The sequence below is a fragment of the Kutzneria sp. CA-103260 genome (genome assembly GCF_018263855.1).
Lineage (GTDB): Bacteria > Actinomycetota > Actinomycetes > Mycobacteriales > Pseudonocardiaceae > Kutzneria.
Window position 1 is genome coordinate 4,012,125 of record NZ_CP073318.1, and the last position, 13,735, is coordinate 4,025,859.

Here is a 13,735-nt window from a genome sequence, read left to right on the forward strand (position 1 = left end):
CTTGCCGATGATGCGGCCGAGCAGGTCGACGGACTCCTCGTCGGTCATCGGACGCAGCGAGATCGGCACCACGCCGTCCAGATCGGTATCCGGGCCCGGCTGGTGACCAACAGCAGGCAGCCGGCCGCGCCCGGCAGCAGCGGGCGGAGCTGGCCGATGCCCACGGCGTCGTCCAGCACCACGAGCATTCGCTTGCCGGCCATCCGCGTCCGCCACATCGCCGAGCGGGCGGCCAGCTCGTCCGGGATCTGGTCGCCGCCGACCCCGACCGCCCCCAACAGCTGTTCGAGGGCGTCCATCGGATCCAGCGGGTCCATGCCCTCGACGTGGCCGCGCAGGTCGACGAACAGCTGGCCGTCCGGGAACCGGTCGGCGATCGCGTACGCGGCGTGCAGAGCCAGGGAGGACTTGCCGACGCCGGCCATGCCGGTCATGGCAACCACCGCGGGCGTACCTCGCCCGGGGTCGGTCAGAATGCCGCACAAGGCGTCGATCTCGCCGTCACGGCCGACGAAGTCCGGAATGTCCGGCGGCAGCTGGGCCGGAACCGGCAGCGTGGCCCAGCGGTCCGGCGGCTCGTCGACAACGTCCGTGCCCTGTCGGGCAATCGAGAGCTCACCGCTGAGAATCTGTTGGTGCAGGGCGGCAAGCTCGGCGCACGGCTCGATGCCGATCTCCTCGGCCAGGCGAAGCCGGGTGTCGCGGAACGCGGCCAGCGCGTCAGCCTGCCGTCCGGCGCCATGCAAAGCACGCATCAACAGCCCTTGCAAGCGCTCACGCAGCGGATGTGCCGCCGCGAGATCACGCAGCAGCGCCACGGCGGCCGGAAACCGCCCGGCGGCGAGGTCGAGATCGGCCCGTTCCTCGACCAGGCTGACGTGCAGTTCGGCCAGGTGCAGCCGCTGCCGGTCGGCGAACGGACCCGGCACCCCGACCAGGGGTTCGCCGCGCCACAGCGCCAGGGCCTCGTCCAATGGGCCTGGACCCGCAACTCCAGAGCGGCCTCACGCAGGCCCTCCAGCCGGATGGCCTCGGCGTCCAGCATCGGTCCCCCACGAACGTCGGCCAGCGCGGATCCCCGCCACATGGCCAGCGCCTCGTCGAACCTGACCGACGCCTCCGCCGCCCGGCCCCCGTCCAGCAGGACACGGCCGTCGCGGACACACCGTTCGAACCGGCCGGCGTCGACCGCCTGCGGATCGACTGTCATGACATAGCCGTTGCTCACGGTCGCGACCAGCCGGTTGACGTCCTCGACGTGCTCGGCCAGCTGCTTGCGCATCAGATAGACGTAGGTGTGCACGGTGCTCAGCGCCGACTTCGGCGGCCGCACCGGCCACAGCTCCGTGACGATCCGGCCGACGTCGACCACCCGCGGGCTGTCCACCAACAGGAGCGCGCGGACCTGCTTGATCTTGGCCGAGGTCAGCTGGACCGGACGGTCGGCGCCATGGACCCCCACCGGGCCCAGCAAGGTGAATTCCAGCACGGCAGCTCCTCCGGTCGGCGAGTCCGGTCACTGCGCCGATCGTGCGAGCCGCCCTTCCCGTGCCGGTACCGCGCCGGTCCCCGGTAACGGCGGGAGCTGGGCGGAATCGGCACGGGAACGAACCGGGAGCACGGCCCGGCACTGTTCTCGGTGTTCGCACGACACCGGCCGGAGGCGGGGGAGAACGGGATGGGACCACCCGACATCAGGAGGCCGCGGTGACGCCGGGCGAGCTGCCCCGACGCGAGGGCCCGATGCCGCTGGTCTCCGACGAGCGCCGACAGGAGCAGCTGACCCAGAACGCGCCGCGGTGGTTGCGGGAACGGCTCATGCTGCTGGCCCGCGGGCTGCGCGGCGTGCTGGTCCGGCCGGCCACCGCCTGCGTGCCGGGCAGTGAGGGGCTGCACCTGGCCCCGAAGCTGGCGCAGGGACCCCTCACGGCGTTCATCGCCGTGACCGAGTTCGCCCACCTGCACCCGAGCTACGACGGGAGCCTGCACATCGCGCTGCCGTCGGCCTACGCGTCGGCGGCCAGCACGGCAGGTTGGGGAAAGCCCAGTGTGTCGTCCGGCCCGTTCCTGCTGTTCGGGCCGCGTGACGAGGCCGAGCTCGGTGTTGTGTGGACGCTGTTGCAGATTTCCTACCGCCATGCGCGGGGTCGGTCGGGACCCGACGGCCAGTGGATCGCGGGTGTCAACGAATGACGGCTGTCGCAACGAAAGGTGCCTCAACCATGTGGAAGCCGCTGAACATCGTGCTCGGTCTGGCGTTCGCCCTGTTGGCGGTGTCCACCGTGACCCAGGCGCAGGTCGCCACGCACCCCTCGGCCACCGTCGCCATGGCGGACTCGGGCGGGCCGCAGGGCGGCACCGAGGGCGGCGAATGGCCGCCGCTGTAGGCGCCAGCGGCGGATTCATGTCGCTTTGATCGCCCACTGCCAGCATCTTCTCGCGTCGGCGCCTGACTGGGCGCCGGAGCGGACCGGCAGAGGAGGATTGATGCAGCGCGACCCGTCAGTACCGCGCCGCAGGCGACGTCGACCCCGGGGACTCGTGGTGCTGGCTGCGGCGGCGGTGGGCATGCTGACCATGCTCGCCCCCGCCTCCGCGCACGGGTACCCGGTCCCGCCGCCCTACGCGGCGTTCGACCTGGGCACGCCCGACTGGACCTACTCGGGCCACGACCTGTTCAACAGCAGGAACAACCCGTACGAGCACGACATCAACACCCGCAACGTGAGCAGCCTGGCCCCGAAATGGACGTTCACCACGCACGGGGACGTCTCGGCCACGCCGGCGGTGGTGGGTGACACGATCATCTTCCCGGACTGGGCCGGCTACCTGTACAAGCTCAACCGGCACACCGGGCAGCTGATCTGGCAGAAGCAGATCAGCGACTACAACGGCCTGCCGGGCAGCCTGTCCCGGACCAGCCCGCTGGTGTACGGCAACACCATCTACATCGGCGACCAGAACGCGGCCAACTTCTCCAACGGCACGCACCTGATGGCCGTGGACGCCACCACCGGCGCGCTGAAGTGGATCACCACCGCGGACAGCAACTTCGCCGCGGTGATGACCCAGTCGCCGACCATCTTCAACGGCGTGCTGTACGTGGGCGTCTCGTCCAAGCAGGCGGCCACCGCCACCGTTCCCGGTCTGCCGTTCGGTTCCTTCCGCGGCAGCCTGCTCGCCGTGCAGGCGTCGACCGGCAAGATCCTGTGGCAGCGGTACACGGTGCCGGACAACGGCGGCCAGCCCGGCGGCTACTCCGGCGGCGGCGTGTGGGGCGGCGAGCCCGTGGTCGACCCATACCGCGGACTGGTCTACATCGGCTCCGGCCAGAACCTGAGCGTGCCGCAGAGCGTGTCCGACTGCCAGACGGCCGGCGGCACCCCGCAGCAGTGCCTGTCGCCCGACGACCACATCGACTCGATGCTGGCCTTCCGGATGTCCGACGGGACGCCGGTGTGGGAGGCCGGGGCCAAGATGTTCGACACGTGGACCGCCGCGTGCAACCCGGGCCAGCCGCCGCAGAACTGCCCGCCCAACCCGGGGCTGGACAGCGACTTCGCCGACGGCATGCACATCGCGTTCCCGACCGGCCCCGACGGTTGGCCGCACGAGGTGGTCACCGCCGGGCAGAAGAACGGCGACTACTGGCAGGTCGACCCGGGCACCGGCAAGGTGCTGTGGCAGACCTTGGTCGGCCCGGCCGGCCTGCACGGCGGCGTGGAGTGGGGCTCGGCCACCGACAACAAGCGGATCTACCTGTCCCAGGCCAACTCCAACCACGTGCCGTTCACCCTGATGAACGGACAGACCACCAGCAACGGCTTCTTCGCCGCGCTGGACGCGCAGACCGGCAAGATCCTGTGGGAGACCGCCGATCCGTCCGCCAACGAGACACCCGGCGCGGTCACCGTGGCCAACGGCGTCATGTACGCCACCTCGATCAGCGGCAAGATGTTCGCGCTGGACGGGGCGACCGGCAAGATCCTGTGGAACTACCAGGGGCAGGGCTCGGCCAACGCCGGACCGGCCGTGGTGGACGGAACCGTGTACTGGGGCAACGGCTACCAGAACCTGTTCTACCCCCATGGCGTGCACAGCACCACGTTCTACGCCTTCACGCCCGGCGGCCGCTGACACCCCGCAGCACCGCCGACTCGATCGCCCGGCCGGTCCCCCACCGGCTGGGCGATCCCCTTTGTCACGGGGGCGAGATCGCGTTCTTGGCGGCGAGGACCGTGGCCAGCCATTCCCGGACCTCGTTCCGGAACAGCAGCAGGCCGCCGCAGTCACAGGTGGCCTTGACGCCGTCCGCGTCCATGCCCAGGTTCCGGCACAGCGCCACCGCCCTCGGCAGGTGATACGCCTGCGTCACCAGCAACGCGCGTCGGATCTTGAAGACCTGGACCGCCCGGGCACACGTGGCGTACGTGTCCACGCCGTCGCCGTCCACGATGATCCTGGCCGGGGCGACGCCGTTGGCCGTGAGGTAGGCGGTCATCGCCCTGGTCTCGTCGCCGGACGTGCCGTTGGCGTTGCCGGACACCAACACCGACGCCGCCTTGCCCGCCTTCACCAGGTTGGCCGTCGCCGCCAGCCGCCCGGCGAGGAACGGCGTCCCGACCTCCGCACCGAAGACGATCACCACCGGTGCGCTGGGCGCGTCCGCCGGGTCGTGGCGATGGCCGGCGGAGGCCGTGTAGGCCCACGCCACGCTTCCGCCCGTCACCACGACCGCCAGCAGCAACGCCACCAGCCCAGCGATCAGGACGCGTTTCGGCCACCGGCGGTGTCGCGGCTCATCCCCCACATCCCCATGCAATCACACTCACCACTGGTCGGACTCTTCCTCCCACTCGGCGTCAGCCAGCTGGGTCGGGCTCGGCGCGGCTTCCTGATGGCCGCTGAAGGCGCCGGTCAGGCCCTGCAACAGCAGCCCGCCACCGGCGACACCGGCCGCCGCGGCCGCGGCGGTCTTGAGGAAACTGCCACCGGATCGTGCCGGCTGGGCCTCGGCCGGTGCGGCATACGGCGCGGGTGCGGATGCCGGCGCAGGGGCTGAGTTTGGGGCGGGGGCCTGGCCGCGGCCGAACATGCCGGCCAGGAAACCGCCGCCGGGCTGCGGCTGCGGCGCGAGCCGGGCGTTCAGGTCGGCGATCTGGGCCTGGGCGGCGCGAAGCGCGTCCTCCTGCACCAGCACGGCCTGCGTGAGCAGGTAGACCGCGTCCGGTTGGGACGCGATGTGCCGGGCGATCAGCTCCGCCGGCTGCGGGTCCTTCTGCACCGGCTGCGCCTGCCGCAGCCGCTCGGCCAGTCCGAGGATCAGCTGCTGGTCGTTGCTCTCCATGGGACTCCTTCCGTCCCCGCCAATGCTCCGCGCCGACGGCGGGTCGGGGCATCGGATGCCCGGCCGGGGATGCCCGCCACCCGGCGGGTCCTTTCCAGCCAGGTGGTCGGCGTCCCCGGCCAGGCCTCGGATGGTGGGCCCGCGCGCGGGCGGAGAGACTGGGGACCGGCACACTCCGGGAGGGCCGCAGGCATGACTGTCGCTGGAAATCCAGCCGTGAACCGGTATCTGGCCGGCGAGGCCGCCGCGCTCGGCCTGGCCGCCGTCGACGCGGCCCTCAACGTCTCGGCGTCGTGGCCGCAGATCCTCAGCGTGGTGGTCGCCGTCCTCGCGCTGCTGGTCCGCCGCCGCTGGCCGGTCGCCGTGTTCCTGCTGACCCTGCCGGCGCTGGCCGTCGTGGGCTCGGTCATCGCCACCCTCGTCGCCCTCTACGCCGTCGCCGTGCGGAACTCCGACCGCTGGCTGCTGGCCGGCTGCGGCGTCCTCGGGGCGTTGGGCTATCTCTTTCCCGGGCCAGACCTGAACATCGTCACCAGCGACACCGTGCTCGCCGTCATCTACGCCGCGATGACCGCCGCCGCGCCCATCTTCCTCGGCCAGTTCGTCCGGGCCCACCGCGACATCGTGCAGGCCCGCGAGCACGAACGGCTACTCGACGCACAGGCCGTGCTGGCCAAGGAGCGCAACCAACTCGCCCGCGAGATGCACGACGTCGTGTCCCACCAGGTCAGCCTCATCGCCGTGCAGGCCGGCGCGCTCCAGGTCAGCGCCCGCGAACCCGCCACCAGGAACGTCGCCGAGAACATCCGCCAACTCTCCGTGGACACCCTCGACGAACTGCGCCACATGGTCAACCTGCTCCGCGCCTCCGGCACCGCCGGGGGCGAGCTCAGTCCGCAGCCCACCCTGTCCGACCTCGAACACCTGGTACACGGCAGCGGAATCCCGGCCCGGATGGTCGGCAGCGCACCGTCCGAATTGGACGCCCTGGCTCAGCGGACCATCTACCGCACCGTGCAGGAAGCCCTCACCAACGTCCGCAAACACGCCCCCGGCAGTGTTGCCACCGTCGAATTCTCCCGTGATGACAACGATCTCACCGTCACCGTCTCCAACACCCCGCCTCGGCTCCCGACGCTGACCCTGCCCAGCGCCCGGCACGGCCTCGTGGGGCTCGAAGAACGCGCCGCGCTGCTGGGCGGCACCATGACCGCTGCCCCGACCGGCGACGGCGGCTTCGCCCTCCGGCTGCGGCTGCCGATGGTCGATCTTCCATCCGGTCGGCGGGAATCCGGGGCCACCTGAGGGATGGTCGCGAACCGCCCGTCCCGACGATGCTGATGCTGTGTCACAGCAACAGCTTCCCCTCCCGTCGACGTCCCGACTGGCCGGCGTCGACCTCGCCCGCGGACTGGCCGTGTTCGGCATGTTCGCCGCGCACGTCGGCCCCGATCCCGCGACCGCGGGCGGCTTCCTCGGCGCGGTGATGCAGTTCGCCCACGGCCGCTCCTCCGCCCTGTTCGCCACGCTGGCCGGGGTGTCGCTGGCGTTGATGACCGGACGCCAGCAGCCCAGGACGAGTGTCGCGGGCCGGCAGGCGATGGCGCGGATCGTGATCCGCGCCGTCATCCTGCTCGGGCTGGGCACGGTTTTGACCATGCTCGACACGCCGGTCGACGTGATCATCGCCTACTACGGCGTCTACTTTCTGCTGGCACTGCCGCTGATCCGGCTGCGCGCGAGGGCCTTGGCGATCACCGCCGCGACGCTGGCGATCGCCGGCCCGCTCGCCTCGTTCGCGATCCGGTCGGCCCTCGAACCCGACCCGTCCGACGGCCTGGTCGGCCTGCTGCTCACCGGCACCTACCCGGCCATCACCTGGATGCCGTTCGTCGTCGCCGGCATGGCCCTGGGACGCGTCGACCTGACCTCCGACGCCGTCCGCACGCGCCTGGCCTTGCTCGGTCCGGCGCTCGCACTGCTCGGCTACGGCGGATCCTGGCTGGCGCTGGAGGTTTTCGGCGGCCGGCAGGCGCTGCTGGCCGTGTCTCCGGACGCCATGGGCCAGTTGGCTGGTGAAAGCGGCACCGTCGGCACGGATTCCCCCGCCGCGCTGCTCGTCGCCTCCCCGCACAGCGGCACGCCCTTCGAGATCGCCGGCGCGCTCGGAGTCGCGATCACCGTTGTCGCCCTGGCGCTCCTGGCCGTGCGTCACGTCCACCGGCTACTGGCCCCGGTGATCGCCGTCGGCGCCATGTCGTTGACCGCCTACGTCGGGCACGTGCTCGCCATCGGCGCGTTGGGCATCGAAGACCTCCCCGGCCCGTCCGTGGGAGTGCTGTTCGGGTTCATCCTCGTGACCGCGCTCGCGGCCACCCTCTGGCAGCGGCTGTTCCGGCGGGGCCCGCTGGAACACCTGCTCAACCTGGCCACGCGGCCCGCGCAGCTGGTCCGCTGAGCTATGCCCAAGCCGCTGTGACGTCGTCGGCGGGCGGTTCGGGGGCCATCGGATTGTCACCGCCGATGGCCCGCGAACTGCCGGCGTCGTAGCCGGGCCAGCCGGGGTCGCCGGTGGCGGCGAAGGCGGCGAACGCCTGCACGAGAGCGTCCCGAATGGCCAGGCGCGCTGGGGTGTCGGCCCCGACGAGGGCGAGCGCGTCGAAGGTGTGGAGCAGGTCGGCACCGTGGCAAGCGCCCATGGCGGAGCCAAAAGGTTCATCACTGAACAGGTAGTGGTAGGCACGACCGCCCGCTTCGACCTGTGCCGCGGCGAGGCGAGTCGCCGGCCGCCGGTAGACGGCGTCGGTCAGGAAGGCACTGCGCACAGTGGACAGATCAGCGGAACCGAGGCGAGCGCGGTACGCGTCGAGCAGCTTGACCGGATCGCCGGCGCCGGCCCGGCTCATCTCGGCCAGCAGGGCCGCCTCGTCGGCGGGCCGGAAGCGATCACCGTTGAGGACCTGGAAAAGCTGGACCTCGTCCCGAGTCGCGCCGATCAACAACGGGATGTGCGCCGCCACCCCGGCCACGACAGCCTGGTGCGACGGGACCGGCACCACGTCCCCGTCGATCACCGCGCCCCAGGTCCGGCCGCCCGGCAGGTTGCGGCGGCCGATGTCGCCTTCGATCACGGTGCCCTGCTTCTCCAGGATTCGCTCGACGGGAACGGTGCGCAGCCCCGCCGGACCGTCAAGGCCAAGGGCGGCAACCAGATCCTCGGCAATGCCGGTACCGGCGGCCCGGTCGATACTCCGGGAAGCGTTGCCGCTCTGCAGGATCGCCTTGTGGAACAGCCCGGCGGCGGTCGGGACCGCCAAGAGCGTGCCGACGGAGAACGCCCCGGCGGACTGGCCGGCCAAGGTGATGTTCCCCGCGTCGCCGCCGAAACCGCCGATGTTGTCGCGAACCCAGCGCAGCGCGGCCATCTGGTCCTGCAAGCCGAGATTGGTCGCGCCGGCCCACTCGGGCCCGAAGTCGGCCAGGTGCAGGAATCCCAGCGCGCCCAGCCGATAGTTGGCCGCGACGACCACGGCACCGGTCTGGCGGGCCAGCGCGGCACCGTCGGTGTACGGCGGTGCCGCCGAGCCGGACTCGTAGCCACCGCCGTAGATCCACACGATCACCGGGAGCGGCCCGTCGGCCGGCGTCGCGGGCACCCACACATTGAGGTACAGACAGTCCTCGGAGATCTCACCGAGCTCGCCGGTGGGAAAGCCGGGCAGGGCCGGGATCTTGGTCTCCTGCGGCCCGACCAGCGACGGAACGCCCTGCACGGGGGCGCCCGAGAACTCGACGGCGTCGCGCACCCCGGTCCACGGCGATAGTGGCTGCGGCGGGCGGAACCGCAGCTCGCCGACCGGTGGCGCGGCGAACGGGATGCCGGCGAAGACCCGGCTGCCGTCGGGCAGCTCCCGTCCGCGAACGGCTCCGAGCGTGGTGTCGACGATCATCAGTCCCGCCCCTTTCGGTCTTTAGCCTCCCCAGACTATATTCCTAGGAATAACCTTCTGCGGAAGCTCGAAGGAGTGACTGTGACCGACCTTACGCAGGTGTTCGTCGACCTCGTCCGCTACGAGACGAGGCTGTACAACGTGCTCGGCGAACGCCTGCGGGCCGAGCACGGCCTGTCCCTCGGCCAGTTCGAGTTCCTGCGGATCATCGACGGCCGACCCGCCTGCCGAGTGCAGGACATCGCCGACGAGGTCGCGATCACCGTGGGCGCCACCAGCAAGGCGGTCGACCGCATCGAGGCCGCGGGCTGGGTCAGCCGACGACCCAACCCGGAGAACCGCCGGTCCTCGCTGATCGAGCTCACCACCGAGGGCCGGCGGCTGTTGGCCGCCGCCACCCCCACCTTCGAGGACGGCCTTCGCCACTGGCTGGCCGGCCCGCTGGCCGGGCGATCCCTCGACCAACTGGCGGCCGGGCTGGCCGCCCTGCGGCGAAACGTGGAACAGGCACAAGCGGGCGTGCCGACCGGGTGAGTCAGCGGGCCTTCTTCTGTTGGGCCCGCACCAGTCCACCGCCGATGATCAGCCGCTGGATCTCGCTGGTGCCCTCGTACAGCCGCAGCAGCCGGACGTCACGGTAGATGCGCTCGACCGCCACCTCGCGCATGTAGCCGCTGCCGCCATGCACCTGCACGGCGAGGTCGGCTGCCTTGCCGGCCATCTCCGTGCAGAACAGCTTCGCCGCCGACGGCCCGATCCGCCGATCCTCCCCGGTGACGTAGCGGCGGGCGGCCTCGCGGACCAGCGCACGGCCGGCCAACACTCCAGTCTGCTGGTCGGCGATCATGGCCTGCACCAACTGGAAGTCACCGATCGGCGTGCCGCCCTGGGTGGCGGTCGCGGCGTAGGCCACGGACTCGTCGAGGGCCCGCTGCGCGCAGCCGACAGCCAGCCCGGCGATGTGGATGCGGCCACGAGCCAGCGACGTCATCGCGGCCCGATAGCCCACCTCGCCGTTCCCACCGACCAGGGCCTCCGGACCGACCCGGACCCCGGTGAAGGCCACCTCGGCGGTGCGTGAACCCTCCTGGCCCATCTTCACGTCCTTGGCCCCGACCCGAACCCCGGGCGTGTCGGACGGGACGAGGAACACCGCGATGCCGGTGCCGGACTCCGAAGCCGGTCGGACACGAGCGAAGACCACAAACAGGCCGGCCTCGGTGGCATTGGTGATGAACTGCTTGCCGCCGTCGATGATCCAGCCGTCGCCGTCCGGCCGGGCGGCGGTCCGCAGGCCGGCGGGGTTGGAGCCGGCCCCCGGCTCGGTCAGCGCGAACGACGCCACGATCTCGCCGGAGGCGATACCGGGCAGCCACCGCGCCCGTTGCTCCGGCGTGCCGAAACCGACCAGCACCTGCCCGGCGATCCCGTTGTTGGTGCCGAACATCGAGCGCAGCGCCAGCGACGTGTAGCCCAGTGCCATGGCCACCTCGACGTCCTGGACGAGGTCGAGGCCCAGCCCGCCCCACTCCTGCGGGATGGCGTACCCGAACAGCCCCATGGCCGCCGCCTGCGCGCGCAGGTCGTCGGGGATCGCGTCGGTGGTCATGATCTCGACCTCGCGGGGCATCACCCGGGTGCGCACGAAGTCGTCGATCTGCCTCAGGACGTCCGCGAAGACGTCATCGGGGACGTCAGGGTTGCCGGTGTACATGCCTTCACTATGGCCGACGGTAGACGGCGGCGGTGGCTTCGGCGTGGCGGGCCAGCGCCTGGCGCGCGTCGTCGGGGGCGAGGACTTCGACGCCGGGGCCGAAGGCGAGCAGGGTCTCGACGCCGAGCATCGCCCGGAACCGCAGCTCGACCCTGGTCCAACCGGGTTCGTCGTCCACTTCGGACAATTCGGCCTCCTGGACACGAAGGAACAGGGGCAGGATGTCGTTCGGCGTGCGCGGAGCCGGACAGCAGCACGAACAGCGCCCGCGACTCGTCGGCGGTCAGCCCGGTGACATCGGTGCGAAAGCCCGGCAACAAGGCGATGCCGCCCTGCGGGCCACGGACGGTGTAGACGGGCACGCCCCAAGTGGACAGCGCCTCCACATCACGCATGATCGTGCGGACCGAGACCTCCAGGCGCTCGGCCAGATCCGCGGCGGACAGCTGCCCGTGGGTCTGGAGCAGCAACAGGATCGACAGCAGGCGATCGGATCTCATCTCCGGCCAAGTATATGTCAGGGGATGACATATATGACGTCGAGGATGGCCGCCATGGACAACGGATCCGCACTGAAGATCGCTGAGGAGTACGGCCGCGCCTGGGTTTCCGGGGACGTCGAGAAGGCGCTGAGCCTCGTCGCCGATGACGTGGTGTGCCAGGCGCCGCGTCGCCGGGTCGTGGGCATGGAAGGCGTCGGCGGCTATCGAGAGTTCCTCGCCACGTTCGTGGCCGACATGATCAGCGGCGAGTTGATCGACGTGCTCGGCGACGACGACCGCGCGGCGGTCGTCTCCATCACGCAGATGCGCTACGTGGCCGACTACCGCAGCGTCGAGTACATCACGGTGCGGGACGGCAAGATCAATTACCTGATCAGCGTCTTCGACCGGGAGCCGATCCCGCAGTCGAGCCGAACGCCGAAGACCCCGGCCTGACCAGGGCAGCGCCGCCCCCGCGAGGAGGCGGCGCTGTCGCTTCAGCTGGCGATCTCCAGGTTGTCGATCGAGGCGTCGTGCGCGCCGGCAGCGTCCACCAGGATGGCGCTGATCGTCCTGCCCGTCGCCGCCGAACCGAGGTCACGCGTGACCCGGCTCCCGGACGTGGTGGTGCGCACCGGCAAGCCGGTTGTCGATGTGCCATCGGTGAACTGCACGTCGACCGTCACGGATCCGTTGGCGGACACCAGGTCGTAGCTGAGCTTGGTCGACGCCTGCACGGGGATGTGCACGGCGAACACCTGCCGCTGGCTGGCCGACGAACCCTGTGCGCGCAGCACGTGGTTGGTGGCGGCCAGCTCCGGCGCGGCGCTGGGCATCGCGTCCAGGCCGGGCTCGAAGCCGGTGCGGAAGGCCACCGCGCCGTCGGTGGGCGGGATCGGCACGGTGGTGGTCAGCGGGGCCGAGCCGTTGATCATCTTGGTCGCCGCGCCGGACAGCCGCAGGTAGAAGTCCGAGGACAGGAAGGTGCCGTCGGCGCTGGCGGTGAGGAAGTACTGGTTGGTCGGGATCATCGACGAGTCCTCGGCCAGCGGCGCGATCGCCGTGCCCTCGTCGTACTCGTCGAACATGGCGATGAACGCCTGCTTGACGCCGTCCTGCCGCAGCGCCGCCGCCTGCTGCCACATGAAGGCGCCGGCCAGTCGCGGAATCATGTTGCGGGCCCCGCCGTTCCAGTTCGACCAGGCGAAGCCGGGATAGATCACCGGCTGGTAGTCCTGCCCCCGGGCGGACAGCGCCGCCAGGTCGGCGGCGAACAGCGAGCCGTCGACCGTCTTCGAGCCGACGTTCCACGGTGACACCATGTTCAGCGCCTGGTACACCGGCGCGTAGCCGGGTTTGGCGTTGGTGTCGGTGCGCCAGCCACGGGGCACGCCGCCGATCACGTACAGGCCCTGCCCCTTGAACCAGTTGATCAGGTCCAGGCTGGGGTTGATGTTCGCGGCCGAGCCGACCACACCCAGGCCCCACAGCTCGATCACCGGCTTCCCGCCCTCGTAGGCGTAGGCCGGGGAATCGGTCAGGTGCAGGGAGTTCTTGACGACGTTCGTCCAGTCGTTCTTGACGGCCTGCTCGCGGTCGTCGGTCATCCCGGACAGGTCGTACTCGACGTAGAAGGCCCGCCCGTACTTCTGGGCCGCGTCCCGCGCCTGCGCCGTGATGGTGTTGCGCTGGTTGTAGCGGGCCGACCCGGGCTGAAGGATGTCGCTGGTGAAGCGCTGGAGCGCGGCGCCGTCGATGCCGAACTTCTGCATCCAGGAGAACTGGAGGTCGACGGTCTGGTTGAGGTACGAGGAGAACAGCGTCGACGGCTGGCCGTTGCCCAGGTTGGCGTATCCGGTGCGGAACTGGTCGTTGGCCGGATAGGGCCGCATGTCCGGATATATCTCAAAAGTCTGGTTCCCTGGCGACGGGGCCGTGCCACCCGACCAGTGCACCCAGTTGTTGATCGGCGACCCGTCGCCCGCGGCCCCGAACCAGCCCTGGTAGCCGGCGTAGACCTTGCCCTTCACGGTCGGGTGGGTGGCGGCGGGGGTCGCGGTGGCCGGCAGGGTCAGCGCGGCCGAGACCAGGCATGTCGCGGCGATGACGAGCAGGGTCCGAGTTTTTCGCAGCACGATGCACTCTCGAATCGGTAGCGGACACGAGATGTGGCGGCATGTGACGTGTCGGAGCCAGCAGGGATCCTCAGAATCCTGCCACCAGGCCGGAAACGCAATGGCAA

Annotated in this window: 15 protein-coding genes and 1 pseudogene; 7 read left to right on the forward strand and 9 right to left on the reverse strand. The window is 70.7% G+C overall.

All coding sequences use genetic code 11. From position 1 onward, the window contains the following. Positions 1–44 precede the first annotated feature (44 nt). Together JJ691_RS17165 and JJ691_RS53380 are read right to left on the reverse strand one after the other, a co-directional pair. On the reverse strand, positions 45–818 hold the full coding sequence (locus JJ691_RS17165; protein ID WP_442912777.1) for a BTAD domain-containing putative transcriptional regulator: 774 nt from the start codon (positions 816–818) through the stop codon (positions 45–47). Next, the gene (locus JJ691_RS53380) at positions 755–1,489 is read right to left on the reverse strand and encodes an AfsR/SARP family transcriptional regulator (RefSeq protein ID WP_211769756.1); all 735 of its coding nucleotides are present in this window, start codon (positions 1,487–1,489) and stop codon (positions 755–757) included. Before JJ691_RS53380 ends, JJ691_RS17165 begins: the two co-directional genes overlap by 64 nt. Before the next feature lie 218 nt (positions 1,490–1,707). Here JJ691_RS53380 and JJ691_RS17175 point away from each other — a divergent pair, with 218 nt between their 5' ends. The 3 genes from JJ691_RS17175 to JJ691_RS17185 all read left to right on the forward strand — a co-directional run bounded on the left by JJ691_RS17175 (position 1,708) and on the right by JJ691_RS17185 (position 4,137). Next, the gene (locus tag JJ691_RS17175) at positions 1,708–2,193 is read left to right on the forward strand and encodes a luciferase domain-containing protein (RefSeq protein WP_211769757.1); all 486 of its coding nucleotides are present in this window, start codon (positions 1,708–1,710) and stop codon (positions 2,191–2,193) included. A gap of 29 nt (positions 2,194–2,222) precedes the next feature. After that, on the forward strand, positions 2,223–2,387 hold the full coding sequence (locus JJ691_RS17180) for a hypothetical protein (RefSeq protein ID WP_211769758.1): 165 nt from the start codon (positions 2,223–2,225) through the stop codon (positions 2,385–2,387). Between the two features lie 157 nt (positions 2,388–2,544). Further along, positions 2,545–4,137, forward strand: a complete 1,593-nt coding sequence (locus JJ691_RS17185; RefSeq protein WP_211769759.1) for an outer membrane protein assembly factor BamB family protein — start codon at positions 2,545–2,547, stop codon at positions 4,135–4,137. A gap of 64 nt (positions 4,138–4,201) precedes the next feature. Here the strand turns inward: JJ691_RS17185 and JJ691_RS17190 are convergent, their stop codons facing one another. Next, positions 4,202–4,753: a SanA/YdcF family protein gene (locus JJ691_RS17190; protein WP_249227991.1), complete on the reverse strand. Its 552-nt coding sequence runs from the start codon at positions 4,751–4,753 to the stop codon at positions 4,202–4,204. Positions 4,754–4,828: 75 nt separating this feature from the next. Continuing rightward, on the reverse strand, positions 4,829–5,347 hold the full coding sequence (locus tag JJ691_RS17195; RefSeq protein ID WP_211769761.1) for a DUF2076 domain-containing protein: 519 nt from the start codon (positions 5,345–5,347) through the stop codon (positions 4,829–4,831). A 192-nt stretch (positions 5,348–5,539) separates the two neighbouring features. On the opposite strand from JJ691_RS17195, the gene JJ691_RS17200 reads away from it, so the two are divergent. Next, entirely contained in the window at positions 5,540–6,652 is a 1,113-nt protein-coding gene (locus JJ691_RS17200) for a sensor histidine kinase (protein WP_211769762.1), read from the forward strand. Between the two features lie 40 nt (positions 6,653–6,692). Continuing rightward, positions 6,693–7,805, forward strand: coding sequence for a DUF418 domain-containing protein (locus JJ691_RS17205; RefSeq protein WP_249227992.1), 1,113 nt, complete (start codon positions 6,693–6,695; stop codon positions 7,803–7,805). Position 7,806: 1 nt separating this feature from the next. Here JJ691_RS17205 and JJ691_RS17210 read toward each other — a convergent pair whose 3' ends face one another. Beyond that, positions 7,807–9,297: a carboxylesterase/lipase family protein gene (locus JJ691_RS17210; protein WP_211769763.1), complete on the reverse strand. Its 1,491-nt coding sequence runs from the start codon at positions 9,295–9,297 to the stop codon at positions 7,807–7,809. 81 nt (positions 9,298–9,378) lie between these two features. Here JJ691_RS17210 and JJ691_RS17215 point away from each other — a divergent pair, with 81 nt between their 5' ends. Continuing rightward, the gene (locus JJ691_RS17215; RefSeq protein WP_211769764.1) at positions 9,379–9,831 is read left to right on the forward strand and encodes a MarR family winged helix-turn-helix transcriptional regulator; all 453 of its coding nucleotides are present in this window, start codon (positions 9,379–9,381) and stop codon (positions 9,829–9,831) included. Position 9,832: 1 nt separating this feature from the next. Here JJ691_RS17215 and JJ691_RS17220 read toward each other — a convergent pair whose 3' ends face one another. From JJ691_RS17220 to JJ691_RS53180, 3 genes and pseudogenes are all read right to left on the reverse strand, one after another. Further along, positions 9,833–11,011, reverse strand: a complete 1,179-nt coding sequence (locus JJ691_RS17220) for an acyl-CoA dehydrogenase family protein (protein WP_211769765.1) — start codon at positions 11,009–11,011, stop codon at positions 9,833–9,835. Between the two features lie 7 nt (positions 11,012–11,018). Then, positions 11,019–11,189 carry a WYL domain-containing protein gene (locus JJ691_RS52370; RefSeq protein WP_249228241.1) on the reverse strand — a complete coding sequence of 57 codons (171 nt, stop codon included), beginning with the start codon at positions 11,187–11,189 and terminating at the stop codon, positions 11,019–11,021. Between the two features lie 211 nt (positions 11,190–11,400). After that, positions 11,401–11,511 (reverse strand): annotated as a pseudogene (locus JJ691_RS53180) (HTH domain-containing protein); the annotation flags it as partial. A gap of 54 nt (positions 11,512–11,565) precedes the next feature. On the opposite strand from JJ691_RS53180, the gene JJ691_RS17230 reads away from it, so the two are divergent. Then, entirely contained in the window at positions 11,566–11,949 is a 384-nt protein-coding gene (locus tag JJ691_RS17230) for a nuclear transport factor 2 family protein (RefSeq protein WP_249228242.1), read from the forward strand. Positions 11,950–11,990: 41 nt separating this feature from the next. On the opposite strand, the gene JJ691_RS17235 is transcribed toward JJ691_RS17230, so the two are convergent. After that, entirely contained in the window at positions 11,991–13,628 is a 1,638-nt protein-coding gene (locus JJ691_RS17235) for a glycoside hydrolase family 71/99-like protein (RefSeq protein WP_211769768.1), read from the reverse strand. Positions 13,629–13,735 lie beyond the last annotated feature (107 nt).